The sequence below is a fragment of the Paenibacillus sp. GQ49 genome (assembly GCF_059759055.1).
This window is the reverse complement of the sequence record NZ_JCAXEL010000011.1, coordinates 175,533-198,347: the sequence shown is the minus strand read 5'-3', so window position 1 is coordinate 198,347 and position 22,815 is coordinate 175,533. Positions and strand designations below refer to the sequence as shown.

Below are 22,815 nucleotides of genomic sequence, written 5' to 3'. Positions count from 1 at the left end.
TTCCAGTATTTTGTTATGCCGCAGATGTCTTATCCGACTTATGCAGAAGCTGAGAGCGACGACCGAGCAGATAACCTGTCAGAGAAGCAAGCATCTGTTGAAATACCATGCCAAGCACAACCGGGACAGCAACTGGTGGCGGAAAATACGAAACAGCGAGTACTGCACCTGCGCTGATATTACGCATGCCTCCATTGAACACCAGAGCGACCTGATCGGCCTCGTTCCAGCCCAGCAATCGGGCGATGAAGTAACTTAGCGCATAACCGAATGATGCCAGGAAAATAATGATGACCGCAAGACCAGCCAACTTCCAGTTGAAATCGGCCAAATAAGGTGCAACGACAGACCCGTTAATCGCAACGACAGATGCCATAAACAATTTGGATAACGGATTCAACCTTGGTCCCCAGACCGGGACAATGGCGCCTTTGGTCCACTCATTTAAAAGCATACCGAGCAGGGATGGCACCACAATCATCCAGAACAGACTGCTCATCATGGCTGCTGTGTCCAGTGTGACACTGGTTCCGATTAACAGGGATAACACCCCGGGCACTACGAAAGGAGCAAGCATGGTATCAATCAGGATGATGGAAAGCGTAAGTGCGATATTGCCCCGATAGATACTAACCCAGATGAAGCTGCTTATTCCTGTCGGAATCACGGCTGCCAGAACAAGGCCCGTTATGGTGTACGCATCTGTAGGGAAAACCAGATGACCCATACCGAGAGCAATTAGAGGCATCGCCAAATGCAAAATAAACAGACATACAAACAGGGGGAACGGCTTCTTCAGCACGTTCACAAAATCCCGTATCCCAAGACTGATACTTCCAGCGAACGTCATGAACGCAAAAAGCCAAGGGGATAAAAAGGTATAAGAAGAAAGAAAACTCCCGCATAACACGCCAATAATAATACTGATTGGGGTAATCAGTGGCATGATGCGGTTCAAGCGTTGGTTCAAGGCTTGAAGCATAATCATGACATCCCTTTACCGTGTGATTTTACTATTATACATGTTAATAATGTTGGCTGCAGACTCATTTGCAATGAAGCAGTCTGAAAAGGTATCATGGACTTGGAACAAGGATTCCGATCAGGAGAAGGGGAGATGATCATGTTTATAAGAAAAAGAAAGCACACATTAATGATGACAGGCCTTATTGCATCAAGTATTCTGCTGATTTCAGCCTGTTCTGTCGTGGAACAAGCCAATCAAAGTTTAAATTATGTGAGTGGGGCTACTGATTATATAGAACAGGTATCAAACGCCGGGGCTGATCTGCAAGAGCTCGCATCAAGTGCGGTGAATAATCCGGAGATCACAACGCAGATTCAGGAGAAAATCGATCTGATCCAAGCAGAAGCAAGTGAATTTTCTCAGTTGACTGCTCCTGCAATAGGAGAGAGCATTCATGAGAATCTGGTCAGTTACAATACTCAATTAACAGAAGTTGTGGACAATTTCGAGAATACAATTGCAGAGCAAGGTTTTACGGCAGAAAATTGGGAGAAGACGGGCATTCCTGAACTGATCACCAACATCAATAATTTGAAAGATCCGCTTAGCGGACTTCAGGGTGAATAAATTGAATTGATCTTACCACATTAAGACAATCCAGTTTGGAATCGAATACTTGAGAAGGGGCGAGATATCGGAATGATTTGAATTACCGTTATGCTCGCTTTTTTATTTTCCCAAAACTCATGCATATTTAAAATCACAGGAGCTAGACTATATCATGTAAATAGGAGATGTATATGACATTTATCTCATATTTATGTGAAGATGATCTATGGTTTGACAAGGTTGGGACAGAGGCGTATGATAAAGTATATAAGTTAATAAAATATAGTTACTTACTATAAGTTTTCAACTGTGCTTTAATATATTTTGCCAAAGGAGAACGGAGTCATGACGGAGCACAATGGAAAAGTAATCATTATTACAGGTGGAGCGAGTGGTATTGGTAAAGAGACAGCACTTCAACTTTCGGATCAAGGTGCGACTATTGTTGTCGCTGACTATAATGAAGACGGAGCGAAGAAGCTTGCGGCAGAGATTGAAGCAGCTGGCGGAACAGCGGGCGCGTACAAAGTGGATGTATCCAAAGGGGACGAGATCAAAGCCCTGATCGACTGGACCGTAGAGCAATATGGTACATTAAGCGGTATTTTCAATAATGCCGGCATTGGACTTGTGAAGCCATTTCTGGAGATGGACCCGGAATCCTATCATAGAGTCATTGATGTAGATCAGCACAGCGTATACTACGGTATGTATTATGGTGCGAAAAAAATGGTTGAATTAAATGTACAAGGTACTATTGTAAATACAGCTTCGATCTATGGAAGTGTTGCTGCAGTAGGCAGCTTCAACTACAACGCTGCCAAGGCAGCGGTTGTTATGATGTCCAAATCCGGTGCATTGGAACTTGCTGAGCATGGAATTCGTGTAGTTGGTGTAGCACCTGGTTTTATCGAAACACCGATTCTGGGTGATGACCAAGCCATGAAAGATGCGCTTGCTACTCAACATATGCGTGGAGAGCTCATTCAACCGGAGAAAGTAGCCAGTGTGGTTACATTCTTGTTCAGTGATGCAGCCAGCGCAGTGAACGGTACAACCGTAGCCGTAGATGATGGATTCCTCAGCTTCAAAACCAAATAAGTAACCTTCTAAAATTAAGAGAACTCAACTCAAAAAAACAGAAAAAAAACGGTGCAGAACGATTTATTCGTTTTGCACCGTTTTTGTATTTTCATTATAAAGTAATCGTGGCATATGAGATGGAAATAAGTTTGTCGAATTATCCCGAAAATTCAGAGATCGTGATACAATTAACAAGGCTATAGCTTTTTATCATTTTGTGTTGTCATATACAATTCGAACGCCAAGAGAGCCATAACTCTCTTCTTTGTAATGACATTGAGAACAGGTTTTGGTCGAACATAACGCATCGTTATGAACTTGTAATTTTTCGTTGCACTGTGGACATTTATTTTCAAAAAGAGTCTTCAACACGTTAAACATGCTTAATCACTCATTTCGGATTAATTTACTTGGTTTTATTATAACGGATAATATTCTCCTTGTATAGCACTTTTAAGTGGTATCGAGATGAGATTTATATTGCACGAAAGGAAGCGCATAACCGATGGATGTTCTGCTTTTTGTCATCATGTTTATACTGGGTCTGGTCGGTTCATTTTTCTCCGGTTTGTTGGGTATTGGTGGGGCCATTATCAATTATCCGCTGCTGTTATATGTTCCATCCTGGATGGGACTGGAACCATTCTCAGCACATCAGGTATCGTCGATTAGTATGTTTCAAGTATTTTTTGCTTCACTTGCCGGTGTGATTGCATTCCGCAGAAAAGTAAAAACAGGTAAAAGTGGTGGGGCGATCGTTCACCGCGGATTGGTGCTATACATGGGCTCCAGCATTCTTGTTGGTAGTCTGATCGGCGGGTTCATATCCGGTCATCTGGACGGAAGGGTTATTAATCTGATCTATGGCATTCTGGCGATCATGGCGATTGTGCTTATGCTGATTCCCGGAAAGGGAAAGCTTGATACCTCAGCTCCACTGGTGTTTAACCGATGGATTGCAGCAGGAACTGCTTTTGCAGTAGGCATTGTATCAGGAATTGTTGGTGCAGGTGGTGCCTTTATCCTTATTCCTATCATGCTGACGATTCTTAACATCCCCGTACGAACGACGATTGCTTCTTCACTGGCTATTGTATTTATCTCCGCCATTGGCGGCGTTATAGGGAAAATTACAGGTGGAGACATTCCGATGGAACCCATCATCTATACGGTGATCGGCAGTCTGCTGGGGGCATCCCTTGGTTCACGGGTTAGTTCGATGATCAATGTGAGGGTACTTCGATATGCATTAATCGTACTTATCGCCATCACAGCGGTCAAAGTCTGGTCTTCCATTCTGTAAAATCACGTATATGGGAATGAACAGTGACGATTTCGTAACCAAACGGTTGGATCGCCGTATAAAGGTTATGAACATGAGCTGAAGCGTTGGATACACGATCAAATGAGTTCAGTTTTCGTCCATGGAGCACCTCATCTCCTTTCATGGATACATGTTTAACATTAATAGAAGTTGAGGTATCCACCCTATGAATAACGTACTTACAGAACAGGCTGATGCAGGATATCGGCTAGCTGAGCAGAAAGCATCTCAGTATTTTACTTCACTTAGGCAGCAACTTAACGATAATACGTATACAACAGCACTTACCCAAGATATTCATGTATGGCAAAAAAAACATATTCATCGTTTTGCCTGGCTTTCTCTTTTATCACCTAGCAAAAGAAAACCGGATCCCCGGGATGTTCATAGATATATCCACTGGCTGAATACTACAGGAAAGCTGGATGATTACCTGGATCGGAGTATCTCCTATATTTATATGCGGGATCTGGGGCAAGCCCTTGATTCTCCGGGTACGCAGGCCCGAATTCAGCACGTTGTCCAGAATACCAAAAAATACTTTATGGGCTCCGCTACTGGGCGCAAAGGACAGCCTGATTATATCAGTCTGGCTGCGTTGTACCGGTGGGGACAGAAGGAGCACATTGAAGCAGCTGTCATCTGGGTGATGAACAAATTAAAGAATGTAGCATCCAACATCCCGAAGGAGCTGGATGCAGAGCAGGCGCAGCGGAAGCTCATCAAGATCATTCTCGGCGTTGTCCTTCATGTGGACGATGAGATGAACGAGCAGACACCACCAGAAGAACGGACGCGGAGATTTGATGCGGCGATTAGACTTGGTTATTCGTACGGTTTGACATATCCATTTGTGGATGATCTGCTGGATTCTCAAGCATTGACTGTTCAGGAAAAAGAACAATATTCCCTGATGATACGTGATGCACTTCTTACCGGGGTCGTACCTGATCTGGGAGAGTGGAAAGGCAGCAATCTTGAAGTAATTGAATATGTACATTCCGAGCTTCGGGAAGCATTTGAGTACATCAAGAACTACCAGCATCCAGAGAAACAGCGCACGTTTTTAGAGCAATCCTATGTGTTCTTTCAGTCTCAGGAGATCGATCGCAACAAGAAATTAGCCAATGCGAATTATAGCAATGAAGAATTGTACATTCCGATTATTATCAAATCCTCTTCTTCCCGATTAATCGTCCGGTCTGTTCTCAGTGCACCAGTGGATGAAGGATTTGATCTGCGGACGTTCTATTACGGGATATATAATCAGTTGGCTGATGATTTTGCCGATATGTTTGACGATATGGAAGAAGGGGCAGTAACTCCATATACGTACTATTTGAAGTATCGAGATTTGCGTCCCGACTTGATTAATCCTTATGAACTGTATTGGGCAGTCATCTCTCATCTAATCCATGATGTGTACAACTCGGATGCCAAGACCCGTGAGGTCATACTGGATCGTGCCATCAACGGGCTGAAGCGTTGTAAAGAAAGGTTGGGACAGCAAAAATATGATGAAGTGATGACGATCTTTGCCTCCGGGCAGCCTGAATTTAATCAACTGGTTCAACAGATGGTGCGAAAAGCAGATGACGTTGATTTCCTTGATAAATTGTTACGGGATCAGGTCGTGCTTCAATTGAAAAAAGACAAGCAGGAGAAAGACGAGTTCAAGCAGACCATTCGAACAGTTCGCGAACAGATTAATGTGGAGTTGCAGATTGCGAAGCCCGGTGGCCTTCATGAGATGAAAGAAACGCTGATCGATGCGGCCAATTACAGCTTGCAGGGAGACGGAAAAAGGCTACGTCCGATATTAACTTGGGTTATGGGCGTGCGCGAGTATGGTCTACCTGAGTCATCCATCGTTCCGCTGCTAAGATCGCTGGAGTACATGCATACCGCTTCCCTGATCTTTGATGATCTGCCTACGCAGGATAATGCTTCGACAAGACGTGGACGTTCCACGCTGCACCAGGTACACAATAGTGCCACAGCAGAGCTTACGGGTCTGTTTCTCATTCAGAAGGCGATTGGAGAGCAATCCTCATTGAATCGCTTTGATGCGGCAACCGTGCTCACGCTCATTCAGTATTCAGCTGAAAAAGCAGAGGATATGTGTATGGGGCAGGCCATGGATCTGAACTCCAAAGGTAAAGCATTGACGCTGGAGCAGTTGAACATGATCTGTTTTTACAAAACTGGCATTGCCTTCGAAGCTGCCCTGGTCATGCCAGCGATACTTGCCCAAGTGAAGGAACCGGAGATGGCTGCGCTGAAAAAGTTCGCTTATCATGCAGGGATCGCCTTCCAGATCAAGGACGACTTGCTGGATTTCGAGGGAAATTACCTCATTCTTGGGAAACCTGCAGGTCAGGATGTGCGGAACAACAATTCAACCTTTGTGTCTATTCTGGGTGATGAAGGCGCGAAGAAAGCGATGTGGGAGCATTATTGTCTTGCTACAGATGCAATGAACGAGATGCCGAAACCTATTCCATTTTTGAGACATTTATTGGATTATCTTGTTGGCCGCGAGCACTAATCCATTTTTCTCGCGATGCCTTACTGCATATGACTTATAATGATATATAATGACAAAGGTCGGGATTCCATATGGATGGATTCCAGGCCTTGTTTGACTTTGTAGACACCAAACTTTTGAAAAGATATGTTTCAATAACTCAATTTTTGGGTACTAAGCTGGTACTGTGGTTTTAAAACGAACCGATCCTTTGTGGAACAACTTCCTTCCAATTAAAATTAACTTTCGACTATTTATAACATGAGTTTATATGCCAAAAGGAGAGTTTACAATGCAGGTTCAAAAGGTCGACCATCACGAATTGTTCGAGCAGATATACAACCAAGCACCTATTGGAATTGCACTCGTTGCTCCGACAGGAGAATGGAGAAAAGTGAACCCCGCATTTTGCTGTATGCTGGGTTTTACGTATGAGGAATTAACGAAGCTCACCTACCAGGATATTACGCATCCGGATGATTCACCACAAGATGTGATCTATAATTGCGAGCTATTCGAAGGTAAATTTAAAGAGTATCAATATGAAAAGCGTTATATCCATAAAAATGGTAACATCTTATGGATTTCATTGCATGTTTCATTAGTTCGTAGCGAAATTACGGATGAACCTCTTTACTTCATTTGCCATATTGTTGATATAACTGACCGCAAAATGTCTGAACAAAAACTTCTGCATAGTGAAGAGATGTTCAAACTGATTACAGATCATGCTCAGGAGATCATCTATATTGCTGATCAGGAGGGCGTTTGTCGATTCTGCTCTCCCTCAGTCCAACATTTATTGGGTTATTCGCCAGAAGAAGTGATTGGTCAAAATAATGATGCATATTTCCACCCACAAGATGTGGAACGAATCTCACAGATGGACTTGACTAAAGGAAATCTGTTGAATATCAGGGTCCGTCATAAAGAGGGACATTATCTGTGGTTCGAGACCACATACAAGGTCTTTGGTGATGCTGAGCTTGGACAGCAGATTCTTTCGATTGGACGAGATGTATCCGAACGAAAAAAACATAAAGACATCAGTGCAGAGGCTGAACGCATCGCTTTAATTGGCAGTTGGGAGTGGGATATGGTCAAAGACCAGATCGCACTTTCCGATCAGATTTTTGAGATTTTTGAACTTGAACGCACCCGTAAATCATACTGTGCAAATGATGTTTTTAAAGTTATGAATGCTGCAGACAGAGCTTCTTTACAAGAACAAATGGAATGGGTAAAACAAGGAAAATCGCTTGATTTTGAATACAAACACATCAGCTCTGATGGAAGTGAGAAGTATCTTCACTTGCGTGGGCTGATCACGCTCGATGAATATCAGCAGCCAGTTCAGCTGAACGGAACACTTCAGGATATCACTGAACGCAAACGTATCGAATTTAAATTGCAGGAATCTGTGGAGCGATACACTTCACTTAAGAAATACAATCATGACGCCATTATCTCGTTTAACATGGACGGTAATATTATGAATGCAAATCCAGTAGCGGTGAAAATGACGGGTTGTCCCGTGGCTGAAATGATTGGTACAAGCATAAGCAGATTTATCGGAGCCAGTAATCTGGGTCTGATTCTGGGCAGTAATTATGAGATGGCTGAAAAGGAAATCAATGCTGTTCGGCACACGGATGGATCTGAGACAGAAGTCTTGGCTACGCTTGCTCCAATTATTATTAATACATCCAATGTCGGGTTTTACCTGATTGCGAAGGATATTACGGAGCAGAAAAAACTGCTGGTAGCCAAAGAAACAGCGGAGAGAATGAATAAGGCCAAAAGTGAATTTTTGGCGATGATGAGCCATGAAATCCGCACACCTATGAACGGTGTAATTGGGATGACGGATTTGCTTCTGGATACTCCTGGACTTAGCGGGGAACAGAAGGAATATATCGAAATCATCCAGAAGAGTGGAGATTCTTTGCTGGCCATCATTAATGATATTCTTGATTTTTCCAAAATCGAATCAGGCAAAACCGATCTGGTAGATGATCCTTTTGATCTCGTAGAAATCGTGACCGAGACGGTGCAGATCGTAAAACCACTGGCTCGTGAAAAGAAGCTGGATGTTCGTATGGGCGTAGAAGATGCTATTCCAACTCCGGTGTATGGTGATGCTTATCGTCTTAAACAGGTACTTACCAATATCATTGGTAACGCAGTCAAATTCACTTCAGAAGGCGGCGTGGAAGTTAAAGTGGGAGTTAAGGAGCAGTGCGGCAATAACGTGCAGCTTTATTTTCAGGTAAAAGATTCGGGCATTGGCATTCCGGCTGAGAGGAAACAACAATTATTTGAACCTTTCTACCAACTGGAGAATTTTATGACCCGCAAACCTCAAGGTACCGGTCTTGGCCTTGCCATTAGCAAGAAACTGGTGGAGCTTATGAAGGGTGAGATCTGGATCGAGGAATCGGATGAACCGGGTACAATATTTATATTTACCGCCCAATTTAAATTAAATAACGGTGAAGAGAGCAACAGGTTGGATCAACAGCAGCAGAAGAGCAGAACATCAGCCTTACGAATTTTAATTGCAGAAGACAATGAGGTGAATCAACTCGTCCTTAGCAGAATCGTTGAGAAAAAAGGGCACTTCGTGGATCGTGTGGCGGACGGTGTTGAGGCAGTCGAGGCGGTCAAACACACTTCATATGATATTGTCTTCATGGATGTGCATATGCCAAGGCTTAATGGATTCGAAGCGACAAAAGCGATTAAAAATGCTTTGCACCCCGAGAGTTGTCCATACATTATTGCGGTAACTGCAAATGCGTTAAGAGGTGACATGGATAAATGCTTGAAGGCAGGCATGGATGCGTATGTCAGCAAACCGATTAAAATCGAATCTATTATGCAAGCATTGGAGACCTATTACATCAAAAATAATCTCTGAGTGTCCTGAAAATGGATTCATGAGCAAAAGCTGCTAGCTTATTGTAAATAGGCTAGCAGCTTTTTTGTGCACAAATCTCTAAGGATTTTTGATCCACAATTTGGAGATGTCCAGATAACCGAATTCTGCTATCTGCATGCCGAAGATGCTCTGATCCAGTTCAGCCTGCTTGTTCATGTGACAGCCATGCAAGATCCAGCAGTGATCACGTAGCAAGGCTTCAGCATCATCCAGGAGCGCAGTACGGTCTGCCCGATGAAGCGTTGCGAAATGATCCAGTTTGTCATCCAATAGAGACTGGAATGCAGGAGACATACACATATGAAAATGGTTGGACAGGTTTTTGAAAAAGTGAATCATGCCGTACTGCCAATCTTCCTCCAGTATCTCTTCAGCGAGGATCAATTGCGCGTTCGTGGTTTCCTCTGAGTTGAAATAATCCACAACGGCCTGCATGCTGATGTTCAGACCGATGGACGCTGCCCGACGCTGAATCCACTCCGCAACGTCTGCATCCTTATTATGTTTATACGATAATGTTACCGTCTCACCCTTGTACCCACAGTTATGCAGCAATTCACGAGCATGCTCAAGAGAGGCAACGGTCCAGTCTTGGGCTGCACTTTTCCACGGCAGAAAGCTGCTGGCCGGTGTGATCCGATTCCCACCGAGATCTCGGACAAGCGCGACCGAATCATAGACGATACGCAGGGCTTGTCGAAATAAGGGATGATGATGGATGCCTTCCTTGTGAAAATTGAACAGCATATACTGACAACCCAGCGCCGGATAATTGATACTGTTCGTCTGATCACAGCCTGTTGCCAGACTCAATCGATCTGTACCGGGTAGCTCATAATAGCGATCATTTGGACTCAGGTCAGGCACAAACCAGAAATGGACTTGATCCAGATGTGGCCGGATGCCGTAGTACGCATCAAAAGCGGCAAGCTCCAGCACATCTTCATTCAGCTCAGAGATCTGAAAAGGACCGGTACCTATCAATGTATTGGCTACATTGTAATCGTAGGGCAAGATTGTCATCCGAATACAACTGAACAGATGCAAGAAAAACCGATTAGGACGATATAGAACAAACTTGATGCAGTAATCACCAGCTACTTCCGAACGTTGAATATCCCGATATAACCAGATGGACGGACTGTGTACATCAATCAATCGTTGCAACGTCGCTTGCACATCCCGGGACGTCATGACACGGCCGTTGTGGAAACGTACACCTTTTCGGAGATAAAAGGTCCATAAGCGATGGTCCTCGCTGCACTCCCACATGTGAGCCAGTGCTGGCAGGAATAATTCCGTCTTGGCATCATAAGTGATCAACGTATTACAGACCTGGCTTAATAGGTAGGTTTCAAATGCAGTATACACAAAGGCTGGGTCCAAATCACCTAACTGGCGTGATCTCATGATGCGCAGAATATCCTGACCAGAGGCAGTTTCATCGTGGCTGTGGAATCCCATCTGTTGATGGAGGGAGAGCATGAGCCGTTCTCGCAATGTATCATCCATCTGAACGGTTCCGATGAGTTCAATGGCATCTTTCATTTTGCCTTTACCCAAAAGTTCGGTAAAACTCGCTTCCAACGCTTGATTCATGCTACGTAGCATCGTTAACTCCGAATGATGTCCACGACCACGCCCAGGCTGCCAATGAATAAAGCCTTGTTCCTCCAATTTTCTGAGAATGAATTTCACATTGCGAGGGGTGCAGCACAAGGCAGCGGACAGGCTGTCAATCGTTACCGCTACAGGTTGATGAAGTTTGAATGAAAGTTGTTCCGCCCCAGCGAGCCTTATAAAGTGTGTATGCAGGGTATCCATGGCCATGACTCCTCTATTAAAGGTGAAAAGTGTGATCATATGTTTACACTTTTCTTTCCCCCTTTTATCCTTACAATTATACATTAGTAGAGGTAGTTAAATCACCCCGCATTGGAGCAGTCAGAATAGGAGAAGTTCGCATGAAGCAATATTTAAGGCAAATTCACCCCTTGGCATGGACGATCATTATCGGAACCATGTTTGGACGTCTTGTGACGTCAATGAGTATCCCGTTTCTATCCATCTATCTGACACGTGTACTAGATGCTACACCGACCGAGACTGGTATTACTGTGGCCGTTAGCTCGCTGGCAGGTGTCATGGTTAGTTTTTATGGAGGTTATATTTCGGACCGGATCGGGCGAAAAATCGTGATGTTAATCTCGGTATTTAGCTGGGCAGGTGTGTTTTTTATCTTTTCAGCAGCAGAGCATCTATGGGTGTTCTTTGTTGCCAATACGTTAAACGGATTATGCCGCGCAGTATTTGAGCCCACCTCCAGAGCACTGTTATCGGATATTACTTCTCCGGAGAACAAATTGCTGGTGTTCAACCTCAGATATGCTGCAATTAATCTCGGCGTGGTGTTTGGGCCAATTATCGGATTTCAGCTGGGATCATCTGAATCGACGTTTCCGTTTGTGATCTCCGGCTTGGTATACATAGCCTATGGATTTGTATTATTTCTGCAATTCAAGCTACAGCATGCCAATCTGCCAGAGCGTCATCAGGCAACCGCACCACGTTTGCGTGAAGCACTGATGACCACCGGTCGCGACCGGGTATTTCTGCCGGTATTAATCGGTACCACATTCTGTGTGCTGGGTTACGGACACTTCAGTTCTACGTTGGCACAGTACTTGGCGAGAAGCCCAATCTTTGAGAATGGAAGCCAGATGTTCTCGTATATGCTGTCCCTGAATGCCGTGACGGTACTGATTATTCAGTATCCTCTTGTGCGAACCTTCCGAAACTTCCCACCGCTTGTCCCTCTGATTGTGGGTAACCTGCTGGTCGCAACCAGTCTGATGATGGTCGGTATCGCTGAAGGTGTACTCATGATGATGATGAGTGTCATACTATTTACCATTGGGGAAGTATTGTTGTTCACCATGATGGATATGCTCATTGACCGGATTGCAAAGCCGGAATGGAAAGGAACGTATTTCGGGACCATCGGATTCAATAATATCGGTAGTGTCATTGCTCCTGTCATGGGAGGGTTGCTGTTAAGTCAATTTGGAGCGGAGAATGGGCTTGCTGTCTTTCTACCGATTGCACTGACGACTGCCCTGGGAGTACCTTTTCTTCTGATCGCACATAGGCGTCTTGTTGTTAGAGAGAAGCAAACCGAGTCCACATCTTTGAATGTGTAGCGAGAATAGAAAAGGTTAATGACATGAATTAAATAACAATTCAGTTAAAATTATCTTGACGGATGTTAGTCCAGCGAATACAATAAACAACAAATATGTGAAACGGGTGGGATGATGATTATGTTTATGCCTATACAGATTTCAAATCGATAACTGAATACGCATGAGCATAGTGACATTAATCCAATTTTTTTGCAATGATCGCGTTGGGACAGTCATGTTTGTGCACCTCTGTCGTGGACGCTCATCATTATTGCGATGCAGAGGAGATACGGGAAATGCTTTGCATTTCATTCGATCTCTTTTGGCTACAAGCTGTAGATGAACATTAGTTCATCTATGGCTTTTTTGCATGCATTCCACCCAATTCGTTCACATGGAAAGGAGCGTTTGGAGCGTTATTTTATAAAAACTAACTTGTTAAAAAGGAGAATGTACAATGGTCAACATATGTTCTACATATCAATTATGGGCGGGAAATCCCGATTTTAATGTCATTATGTATGACTCATCCTAGTGGGGGTAACAGCGAAGGTTATTCTGTCATCGTAGTTACAGTGTAATGTTCTTTAGTTCATTTGATATAAATAAACCGATAAAGAGGTGGGACTTGTGCCCAAAACAGAGAAAATCTCCATGTCATGGCTGCTGCGTTATCTAAAACCCGTTAAAGGACGGCTGGCCTTACTTTTAATCATGTTGCTCACATCAACGGGGCTTCAGCTTTTGAATCCACAGATTATCAAACGATTTATCGATACAGCAGCAAGTGGGGGAGTCCTCACCAATCTTGTTCAGCTCGCAGGAATATTTCTGGTTGTCGCCGTGTTTAATCAACTCATTACGGTAGCGGTCAGTTATTTGGGGAACGACGTGGCCTGGCGGGCCACGAATCAACTGCGCGGAGATCTGCTGAAGCACTGCCTGCGTCTTGATATGCGTTTTCATAATGTGAAAACACCTGGAGAGATGATTGAACGTGTGGATGGAGACGTAACGAGTATCTCCAATTTTTTCGCGATGTTCATTGTGCAAGTGATCGGGAGTTTTGTGCTGCTGGCCGGAATTCTCGGATTCATGTTCAGTGTTAATGTGCCCATTGCTTTGGTGATGACCGTGTTCACATTATTATCGATCCTGTTCATGGTCTTTATCCGAAATCTAGGCGTGGACTCTTCCAAAAATGAACGTGCGGCAAGTGCCTCTCTGTTCGGATTAATTGAAGAACGTATTGCTGGGATTGAAGATGTGCAAGCGAATGGTCATGTGCCGTATGTGATGAACCGCTTTTACCGCACAATGCGCACGGTATTCCTTAAGGGGAGAAAAGCCTGGCTGCTACGGGTTATTCCGTGGAATACCACCGTAGTTCTGTTTGCTCTGGCGGTCACTGCGGTGCTTTTGCTGGGTGTGCATTATTATATGGAAGGTCTAATTAGTATCGGAACATTATTTCTGATCTATCAATATACACAGATGCTGAATGATCCAATTGAGATGCTTGGAGATCAGGTGCAGGAGTTCCAAAAAGCAAAATCAGGCATGTTGCGCTCCAGAGAGCTGTTGTCCATGCATAGTGTGATTGAAGAGGGTACAGAGGAGCAATTGCCGGAAGGACCGCTTGGATTGGAATTCAGTCAGGTGCACTTCAGTTATAACCAGGATAAACCGGTATTGCATGACATTACTTTTGCTATTAAGCCTGGTGAGCGTCTGGGAATCATCGGTCGCACAGGGAGCGGCAAATCGAGTCTTAGTCGTGTTCTTCTCCGGCTGTATAATCTGGATCGGGGTACGATTCGTGTAGGTGGAACGGATATCACAAAGCTTTCGTTACAGGCACTCTATCGCCGGGTGGGTATGGTGACACAGGATGTGCAGCTGTTTGATGGCACGTTGCGTGATAATCTTACGCTATTCAATGGGGATGTATCGGATCAGATGATCAAGGAGACGACGGATCGCCTTGGACTTAGCCAATGGATTAATTCACAACCAGAAGGACTCGATACGTATCTGGCAGCAGGTGGAGCTTCATTGTCGGCAGGGGAAGCACAGTTATTTGCCCTAACCCGCGTATTCCTGACCGAACCGAGTCTGGTTATTCTGGATGAGCCTTCATCACGTCTAGATGCTGCGACCGAGGGTATGCTGCAATCTGCAATTGACCAGTTAATGAAACAATCCACCGGAGTGATTATTGCTCATCGACTGGCTACGCTGGAGAAGGTGGACCGGATTATGGTGCTTGGAGATGGGAAGGTACTGGAATTTGGAGCGAGAGAAGAACTTGCCAGTAACCCGGCATCTCACTATGCCAGACTGCTAATTACAGGCAGAGAGGAGGAATTGGCATGACTGTAGCAGGATTTATAGGCCGTTTGTTCCGATTCAGGCCTTTGTTATTTATAATCAACGGATTGTTATGGTGTATATTTCACTCCTTACCTCTAGCCATTGGTATTGGAATGCAATGGTTTTTTGATCGCACAACAGTGGGGTCAAATGACTACATGTGGCTTGCTGTGCCGCTTATCTTTATTGCTTTAGTCAGAATGGCACGGGTGGGCACATTTTTTGTAGCCTTTTATGCATGGGTTACGTATCTGTATCATGTTCAGGCGATTTTGCGAACCAACATGCTCGCAGCGATCATGCGCTGGCCTGGGCGTAATCTTCCGGCTTCACCAGGGGAGGCGATGAGTCGTTTTCGGGATGATGTGGATGAAGTCGTCGAGTATGTAGAATCATGGGTAGACTTCTGGGGACGGCTTGTTTTTGCTGTTGTGTCCATCGTCATTATGGCGAACATTAATTGGCAGATCACGTTGGTTGCTGTGCTGCCATTGGTGGTCGTGACCTTACTTAACAATCTGTCCGGAAATCGGGCTCGGAAATATGCACAGGTTAATCGCGAATCGACTGGGAGAATTACCAGTTTTATTGCGGAAACGTTTGGAGCAGTGCAAGCCCTGAAACTGGGTCAGGCCGAAGAGAATGTCTCTACACGTTTTAACCAGTTGAATGAAGATCGTCGCCAGGCTGCACTTCGAGACAATCTGTTCAAGCAGTGGATGAGATCGATGAATCAGCATGTTCTAAGTATCTGTACCGGATTGATTCTACTGATGTGTACAGCTGAGATGAAAGCAGGGAATTTTACCGTAGGTGATTTTGCCTTATTCACCAGTTATCTGGCCAATATCGGATTTAGCATTTCACTGTTTGGTTATATGGTGTTTCAGCACAAAAGGCTCAAGGTATCCTATGATCGTATGCGTAAGCTATTTCGCCCAGGGGAAGAAGACCAGATCATGGATTCGAGGGAAATCTATCTGTATGAAGATCCGCCGGAGCTTGTAAGTGAACAGAGGGACCCTAAGGAGAAGTTGCAATCTCTTGAGGTGAATAAGCTGACTTATCAATATCCGAATTCTGCAAATGGCATAGAAGAGATCAGTTTCCGACTGGAACGTGGACAATTTCTTGTGATTACAGGACGGATTGGATCAGGTAAATCAACGCTGGTACGAACACTTCTTGGACTGTTACCCAAGCAAAAAGGGGACATTCACTGGAATGGAGAAGCTGTTGATCCAGCCACGTTCCTGATGCCGCCTAGAGCCGCATATACCCCGCAAGTACCAAGACTGTTCAGTGATACGTTGAAAGAAAATATCGTCCAGGGCAAACAGGGGAACACCGAGCAAGCGCTTGAAAAAGCCATTCGTCTGGCTGTGATGGAGAAGGATATCAAACATCTGGATCAGGGGCTTGAGACCCCGGTTGGTCCAAGAGGAGTCATGCTTTCAGGCGGGCAGATTCAGCGCGCGGCCACAGGACGCATGTTAATGACGGAGGCGGACCTGTTTATCTTTGATGACCTGTCCAGTGCACTGGATGTGGAGACAGAACAACAAGTATGGGAAGGGCTGTTCCAAGAGCCGGATGTCACCTGCATCGCAGTTTCTCACCGCAGGGCAGCACTTTCCAAAGCAGATCACATTATCGTGATGAAAGATGGACGCATTGAAGCCGAGGGAAGTTTGGCCGAATTGCTTGCCACCAATGAAGAGATGCAGCTGCTATGGCAAGGGGAGCAAACCCCCGCGAAAGTCGGGTAGCTTTGAAAGTTTTAAAAAAGTAATAAGAAAGCAAAAAAAGCAAAAAAGCCTTACAGACGACTCATTTTAGAGTACGGTCTGTAAGGCTTTTTTATTGTTATATCGAGTGTAACGATGGAATATTTTTATCTCATCATTTGAGCAATCAAGGAATACGCAATGATAACCAGGAAGATAATAGTGATATGGTTAATGGAGAAGATAAACATCCGTTTGGACCATTTCTCTGTTTCTTTCTTATCAAAGGTAGCCACACTAAGAATGAGCCAGGCCAAGCTAACCAGAAATGCCACAATAGCGACAAATGGACTCATCGGCCAGAATAAAAAGCTGGAAATCAATAACAGTACCAGATACACATTTGTCTGAATGTATGTCCGTCTGATGCCTTTAACAACGGGCAGCATGGGAACACCAGCAGCTTTGTATTCGTCAAAACGACGAATCGCAATCCCGTAGAAGTGAGGCATTTGCCATAAGAGCATCGTAACAACCAATGCCCAGATCTCAAAATGACCCAGTTCCGGTGAAATGGCTGCCCAACCGATGAGCGGAGGAACAGCACCCGAAAGACTTCCCACTTCCGTGTTGTAGATCGTTGTACGTTTGGTCCACATCGTGTAAGGGAACACGTAAAGCAACAGACCCAAAATACCAAATACAGCAGCGGATGGGGAAGCGATGTACAACATGATGCCCCCGATGATGGTAATTGCAATACCGAGAATTAGACCCGACTTGGTATCTACGCGTCCCGTAACGGTAGGACGTTTCTTCGTACGTTCCATGATCGCATCGATATCACGATCATACAAGTTGTTAAACACCCCTGCAGCTCCAATAATGAGAGAAGACCCAATAAAGGAAAGGATGATTGGTACAATATTAGCTAAGATTGAAGCATCAAATACATATAAAGCCAAACTTAAACCCGCAAACATGGCGATCAGGTTGGACTTGATGATTCCGATTTTGATCGTATCGAAGAAAACTTTCGGAATCGAGCTGTACTCCAGGCTGATATTGGTCTGTGAACCATTATTCAATGTTTTCAAGAACTCACTTCCTATATCTATACTTATATATTATGTTGCTATTATACCATTCAATACACTATGTGATTTAATTAACGTTTTAGTATTTAAAATAATGTCATTTGATTGTGAACAATTTAAAAACAAGGTTGTTTTTAATTGTTAAATAATTATTTCTGTGTTACAGGAGAAAATCGAAAAATCCGGGTATAACAGTGATTTAAAGTTTTTTCTGTCATTGTAGTGTAAGTGTAAATAATCTTTCATTCAACTCAGACAGGTTGGATTGAAGAAGTAGTTAAAGATATATGTTGCAAAATGCTTAGGTTTTGTTTATTGTAGATATAAGATATCTTTAATGGTTTTGTTTTGTTAGAGTGTGTTCTTGTAAATCTCCGATATTACTTTCTTAAGAGAAAGCTGAGGTTATTTTTAAAACTCAATTAGAGATATTAAATGTCTGGAAAGGGTGAATAATATGAGTAATATGGATCAACTCTTGGATGTACTTATTATTGGTGGAGGACCAGCGGGGCTTAATGCAGCTCTAGTACTTGGCAGGGCCCGCAAGAACGTTGTGGTCATTGATGATGAGACACCACGTAACTGGGTTACAAGGGAGACTCATGGGTTTGTGACAAGAGATGGGGCAAGTCCACGTGAATTCCGGAAAGCTGCCAAAGAACAGATTGCAGCGTATCCTTCAGTTCAATTTGCATCCGATACAGCAACAGCGATAACAGGTAGCGATGGTGATTTTGTAGTTAAAACTAATCAGGGGGTAAGCTATCACACGAAAAAGATTTTGTTTGCGGTAGGTAAAAAAGACCTTCCCTTGAATATTAACGGATTAACAGAAGTTTACGGTAAAAGTGCGTTTGTGTGTCCATATTGTGATGGATGGGAGTTAAGAGAGCAATCTCTGGTCATCATCGTTAGTGGAGTTAACGCATTACATATGGCAAAAGTCATATCCGGCTGGACAGAACGTTATACGATCTGTACGAATGGATCAGATTCCTTAACCGATGAGCACCGTGAAGAGCTGAAGCAGCATCATGTTACTGTATTCGATGCACCGATTCAATCCATTGACTCTGAAGAAGGGATGGTACAGCAAGTTGTACTAAATGACGGTACTACGATTCCTTGCACAGGAGTTTTCTTCCAACCGAAACTGTTTACCGGATCAGAACTGCCAAAGGCCATCGGTTGTGAAATTACAGAATCAGGAACGGTTATCGTTGATGCTTCAGGCAAAACATCCGTAGCGGGTGTATACAGTGCTGGTGATGCAGCATCCGAGATATATCAGGCAATCACGGCTGCGTCTCTGGGGGCATTGTCTGCGGTAAGCATTAATAATGAATTGAATTTCGAGAACTGGGATGGGCCAAGTCATCATTAGAATAAATTAAAATTTTCATAGAATCATAGCGTCATTGCTTCAGACAGTAGGGGATTGCATATGCAATCCTCTATTTGCTGTTATTCAACTTAAACGTTGACCGGTTCAATTGAAAGTTATTCAGCCGGAAGAAAATTTGATATTAAATCAATTATGGTTTATTGTATTATCAAATGATACATATTACTATCATTTATAAAATCATCAAAGGAGAGATCACTTATGAATGAAAGCAGAACAGCAATCATGTGGCTAACGAATACCTTGCTTCACGGCGTACAGATAAGAGGTGATCATCATGAGTGATGCAGCTTACATTCCACAGCCCAAAATGTATGGACCACTTGGCAATCTGCCTTTGATTGATAAAGATAAACCAACGTTGTCGCTAGGTGTGCTGGCTGAACAGCATGGACCAATATATCGACTTACGGTTCCCGGTTATTCCGGTTTAATCGTATCTGGGCCAGATCTTGTGGCTGAGTTGTGCGATGTGTCCCGTTTTGACAAATATGTATACACTGAACTCGATAATGTACGTGCCTTTGGAGGCGATGGTTTATTTACAAGCAGAACATCGGAGCCCAATTGGAAAAAGGCCCATAACATTCTGCTTCCCACCTTCAGCAAACAGGCCATGAAAGGTTATCATCCGATGATGGTGGATATTGCCGAACAGTTGATCAATAAGTGGGCACGCCTCAATTCCAACGATACGATTGATGTTGCGGACGATATGACACGCCTTACGTTGGATACCATTGGACTATGTGGATTCAATTATCGGTTTAACAGTTTTTACAGACAGGACCACAGTCCTTTTATTGAAAGCATGGTTCGGGCATTAAATGAAGCTATGCAGAAGAGTTCACGTTTGAAAATTCAGAATCTGCTTATGGTGAAAACCAAACGACAGTTCCAAGAGGATATTCAGACGATGTTCTCTCTGGTAGATCAGATTATAGAGGAACGTAAAGCGAGTTCAGCACCCGAAGAGGTCGACTTGCTCGCACGTATGTTGAATGGCAAAGATCCGGAGACTGGCGAAATGCTGGATGATGAGAACATACGGTATCAGATTATTACGTTTCTCATTGCCGGACATGAAACCACGAGTGGTCTGTTATCTTTTGCTCTTTACTTTCTACTGAAAAATCCGGAATCGCTTCAAAAGGCGTATGACGAGGTGGATCAGATATTGGTCAGTGACTCACCACAGTACGAGGAAGTTCTTCAGCTTTCCTATATTCGCATGATTCTCAGTGAATCGCTTCGTCTATGGCCAACCGCTCCGGGATTTGATGTATATGCCAAAGAAGACACCGTCATTGGTGGCAAATATCCCTTAAAGAAAGGGGAAAGTTGCAGTATTCTTCTGCCTCAGCTACACCGTGACAGAGAGGCATGGGGAGAGGATGCGGAACTTTTCCGTCCAGAGCGATTTGAAGATACGGCGAAAGTGCCTCATCAAGCGTATAAACCTTTTGGTAATGGGGAGAGAGCATGTATTGGCATGCAGTTTGCTTTATATGAAGCAACACTTGTGCTTGGCATGGTCCTTAAACATTTTGAACTGATCGATTATAGCAACTATGAGTTGGATGTTAAACAGACACTAACGTTGAAACCGGGGGACTTCCGGATTCAAGTGAAAGCGCGCGAAGTGTCACAAAAGATGAATAAGTCTGCCAGATCTGTGGAAGAGAAACCTGCTCCTGTTGTTCATAAAAATATAATAAGTGACAGCCAGAGGGGAGAACTCCTGGCCGTTGATGCGGATGGTAAGCCTTCGCTCCTGGTGTTATATGGTTCCAATCTGGGAACGGCAGAAGGCATTGCGAGAGAGCTTGTGGAGAAAGGTCTTTCGTATGGAATCCCAAGTGAAGCAGCCACTCTGAATGAGTGGGTTGGCCTCATACCCCGTCAGGGTGTCGTTCTCATCGTCACAGCTTCGTATAACGGTAAACCTCCGCAAAATGCTACGGCATTTGTAGATTGGTTGAAGGGAGCGCAGTCAAGGGAAGCAAAGGATGTAAACTATGCCGTTCTGGGTTGTGGAGATCGGAGTTGGTCCGGGACGTACCAGAGTATTCCTCGATGGATAGATGAGAAGCTTGAAGAATGGGGAGGTAAAAGACTGTTATCCCGCGGTGAAGCCGATGCCGGAGGTGATATGGAGAAACAAGTCGAGGCGTGGCAGCATATGTTGTGGCCTCAGGTGTTGAGTGTCTTGGGGATTAGCGAGGAAGCAATCAAATCCTCCAAGCCAAGCGCCAGCAGACTTCAAATGGAGTTTGTCCGCGAGAAAACGGATATGCCACTTGCACGGACTTATGATGCCAACTATGCCACGGTTGTAGTCAATAAAGAGCTTCAGGCGCTGGGAAGTGGAAGAAGCACGCGTCACATCGAAGTGTTACTGCCTGAAGGCATGAGTTATAGAGAAGGTGACCATCTCGGCGTGTTACCTGGCAATCAGAAGCAGAATGTGGATCGGATACTCAGTCGGTTCGGACTAAGTGGGGATACTCCGATCCAATTAACTTCGGACGTCAACCATCTTACACACCTACCACTGAACAGACCCGTCAAGATTCATGAGTTGCTCACTCACTGTGTGGAATTGCAGACACCTGTTACCAGAACACAATTGCAGGAGTTAACTAATCATACGGTATGTCCACCTCATAAGCGTGAACTGGAAGGCATGTTGGACGAAAACAGCTACAGGGATTATATTCTTGCCAATCGAATCACCATGTTGGACCTGCTAGAGAGGTATGAGGCGTGTGAGCTGCCTTTCGAAAGGTTCCTTGAACTATTGCCGCCGCTCAAGCCCAGATATTATTCAATATCCAGCTCGCCAAGCCTGAATTCCGAGCAAGCGAGCATAACTGTGTCGGTAGTAAGAGAACCTGCATGGAGTGGCAAAGGCGAATACCAGGGAGTTGCTTCATCGTACCTCGCCGGTTGTCAATCCGGAGAAGATATTCTGATGTTTGTGCGTACATCTGAATCCGAATTTCATCTGTCGGAAGAGGTTGATGTTCCGATGATCATGGTGGGACCAGGGACGGGGGTTGCACCGTTCAGAGGTTTCCTCCAGGCAAGAGCTGTCATGAAACAGAGAGGTTTGCCACTGAGTGAGGCGCATCTGTTCTTTGGGTGCAGGAATGAATCAGATTTCATATATCGTCAGGAGCTTGAGCAATACGAAAGGGAAGGGATCATTAAGCTACACACTGCTTTTTCTCGTGCGGATGGCAAGCCCAAAACGTATGTACAGCATCTGATGAAGGAGGATTCCGAGCAGTTGATTCACATGCTGATGAACAAAGGAAAACTCTACGTATGCGGGGATGGAAGCCAGATGGCTCCTGCGGTAGAAGAGACTTTACAACAAGCATATCAGGAGGTACAGGGAGCAACGATGCAGCAAGCGAAAGACTGGCTCATTCAGCTTCAGGCCGAAGGACGCTACGTGCAAGACGTGTGGGCAGGTAATAAACGAACGGTTGAATCCTCTCAACTTATCTATTAAAACTTAAAAATGAAAGAGTAGTTTCAACTTCAATCAGTTGATGGTCAGACAGGTAAT

13 protein-coding genes are annotated in these 22,815 nt (G+C 44.3%); 10 read left to right on the top strand and 3 right to left on the bottom strand.

Translation table 11 applies throughout. The features are described 5' to 3' along the window. Positions 1-13: 13 nt before the first annotated feature. Complete coding sequence (locus AC6CIF_RS19700) at positions 14-982, bottom strand: bile acid:sodium symporter family protein (RefSeq protein WP_047842786.1); 969 nt, start codon at positions 980-982, stop codon at positions 14-16. A gap of 141 nt (positions 983-1,123) precedes the next feature. Between AC6CIF_RS19700 and AC6CIF_RS19695 the strand changes: the two genes are divergently transcribed. The 5 genes from AC6CIF_RS19695 (at position 1,124) to AC6CIF_RS19675 (ending at position 9,430) form a co-directional block, all read left to right on the top strand. Next, positions 1,124-1,594, top strand: coding sequence for a DUF6376 family protein (locus AC6CIF_RS19695; RefSeq protein ID WP_143760325.1), 471 nt, complete (start codon positions 1,124-1,126; stop codon positions 1,592-1,594). 327 nt (positions 1,595-1,921) lie between these two features. Continuing rightward, positions 1,922-2,677 (top strand): SDR family NAD(P)-dependent oxidoreductase, encoded by a 756-nt coding sequence (locus AC6CIF_RS19690; protein WP_076211740.1) that lies wholly within the window; start codon positions 1,922-1,924, stop codon positions 2,675-2,677. 487 nt (positions 2,678-3,164) lie between these two features. Beyond that, a complete protein-coding gene (locus tag AC6CIF_RS19685; RefSeq protein WP_498201247.1) occupies positions 3,165-3,962 on the top strand; it encodes a sulfite exporter TauE/SafE family protein in 798 nt (265 codons plus the stop codon). Between the two features lie 187 nt (positions 3,963-4,149). Beyond that, on the top strand, positions 4,150-6,531 hold the full coding sequence (locus AC6CIF_RS19680) for a polyprenyl synthetase family protein (RefSeq protein WP_498201246.1): 2,382 nt from the start codon (positions 4,150-4,152) through the stop codon (positions 6,529-6,531). 271 nt (positions 6,532-6,802) lie between these two features. Then, positions 6,803-9,430 carry a PAS domain S-box protein gene (locus tag AC6CIF_RS19675; RefSeq protein WP_498201245.1) on the top strand — a complete coding sequence of 876 codons (2,628 nt, stop codon included), beginning with the start codon at positions 6,803-6,805 and terminating at the stop codon, positions 9,428-9,430. A gap of 78 nt (positions 9,431-9,508) precedes the next feature. Here AC6CIF_RS19675 and AC6CIF_RS19670 read toward each other — a convergent pair whose 3' ends face one another. After that, the gene (locus AC6CIF_RS19670) at positions 9,509-11,275 is read right to left on the bottom strand and encodes an ABC transporter substrate-binding protein (protein ID WP_498201244.1); all 1,767 of its coding nucleotides are present in this window, start codon (positions 11,273-11,275) and stop codon (positions 9,509-9,511) included. A 140-nt stretch (positions 11,276-11,415) separates the two neighbouring features. Between AC6CIF_RS19670 and AC6CIF_RS19665 the strand changes: the two genes are divergently transcribed. From AC6CIF_RS19665 to AC6CIF_RS19655, 3 genes are all read left to right on the top strand, one after another. Then, on the top strand, positions 11,416-12,651 hold the full coding sequence (locus AC6CIF_RS19665; protein WP_498201243.1) for an MDR family MFS transporter: 1,236 nt from the start codon (positions 11,416-11,418) through the stop codon (positions 12,649-12,651). Between the two features lie 612 nt (positions 12,652-13,263). Further along, the gene (locus AC6CIF_RS19660) at positions 13,264-15,009 is read left to right on the top strand and encodes an ABC transporter ATP-binding protein (protein WP_498201242.1); all 1,746 of its coding nucleotides are present in this window, start codon (positions 13,264-13,266) and stop codon (positions 15,007-15,009) included. After that, a complete protein-coding gene (locus AC6CIF_RS19655) occupies positions 15,006-16,775 on the top strand; it encodes an ABC transporter ATP-binding protein (protein WP_498201241.1) in 1,770 nt (589 codons plus the stop codon). The genes AC6CIF_RS19660 and AC6CIF_RS19655 overlap by 4 nt, the downstream gene beginning before the upstream one ends. 125 nt (positions 16,776-16,900) lie before the next feature. On the opposite strand, the gene cyoE is transcribed toward AC6CIF_RS19655, so the two are convergent. After that, positions 16,901-17,830 (bottom strand): heme o synthase, encoded by a 930-nt coding sequence (cyoE, locus tag AC6CIF_RS19650; RefSeq protein WP_036608378.1) that lies wholly within the window; start codon positions 17,828-17,830, stop codon positions 16,901-16,903. 457 nt (positions 17,831-18,287) lie between these two features. On the opposite strand from cyoE, the gene AC6CIF_RS19645 reads away from it, so the two are divergent. Both AC6CIF_RS19645 and AC6CIF_RS19640 read left to right on the top strand, forming a co-directional pair. After that, on the top strand, positions 18,288-19,217 hold the full coding sequence (locus AC6CIF_RS19645) for an NAD(P)/FAD-dependent oxidoreductase (RefSeq protein WP_498201240.1): 930 nt from the start codon (positions 18,288-18,290) through the stop codon (positions 19,215-19,217). Positions 19,218-19,515: 298 nt separating this feature from the next. Then, entirely contained in the window at positions 19,516-22,758 is a 3,243-nt protein-coding gene (locus tag AC6CIF_RS19640) for a bifunctional cytochrome P450/NADPH--P450 reductase (RefSeq protein WP_498201239.1), read from the top strand. The last annotated feature ends 57 nt before the right edge of the window (positions 22,759-22,815 follow it).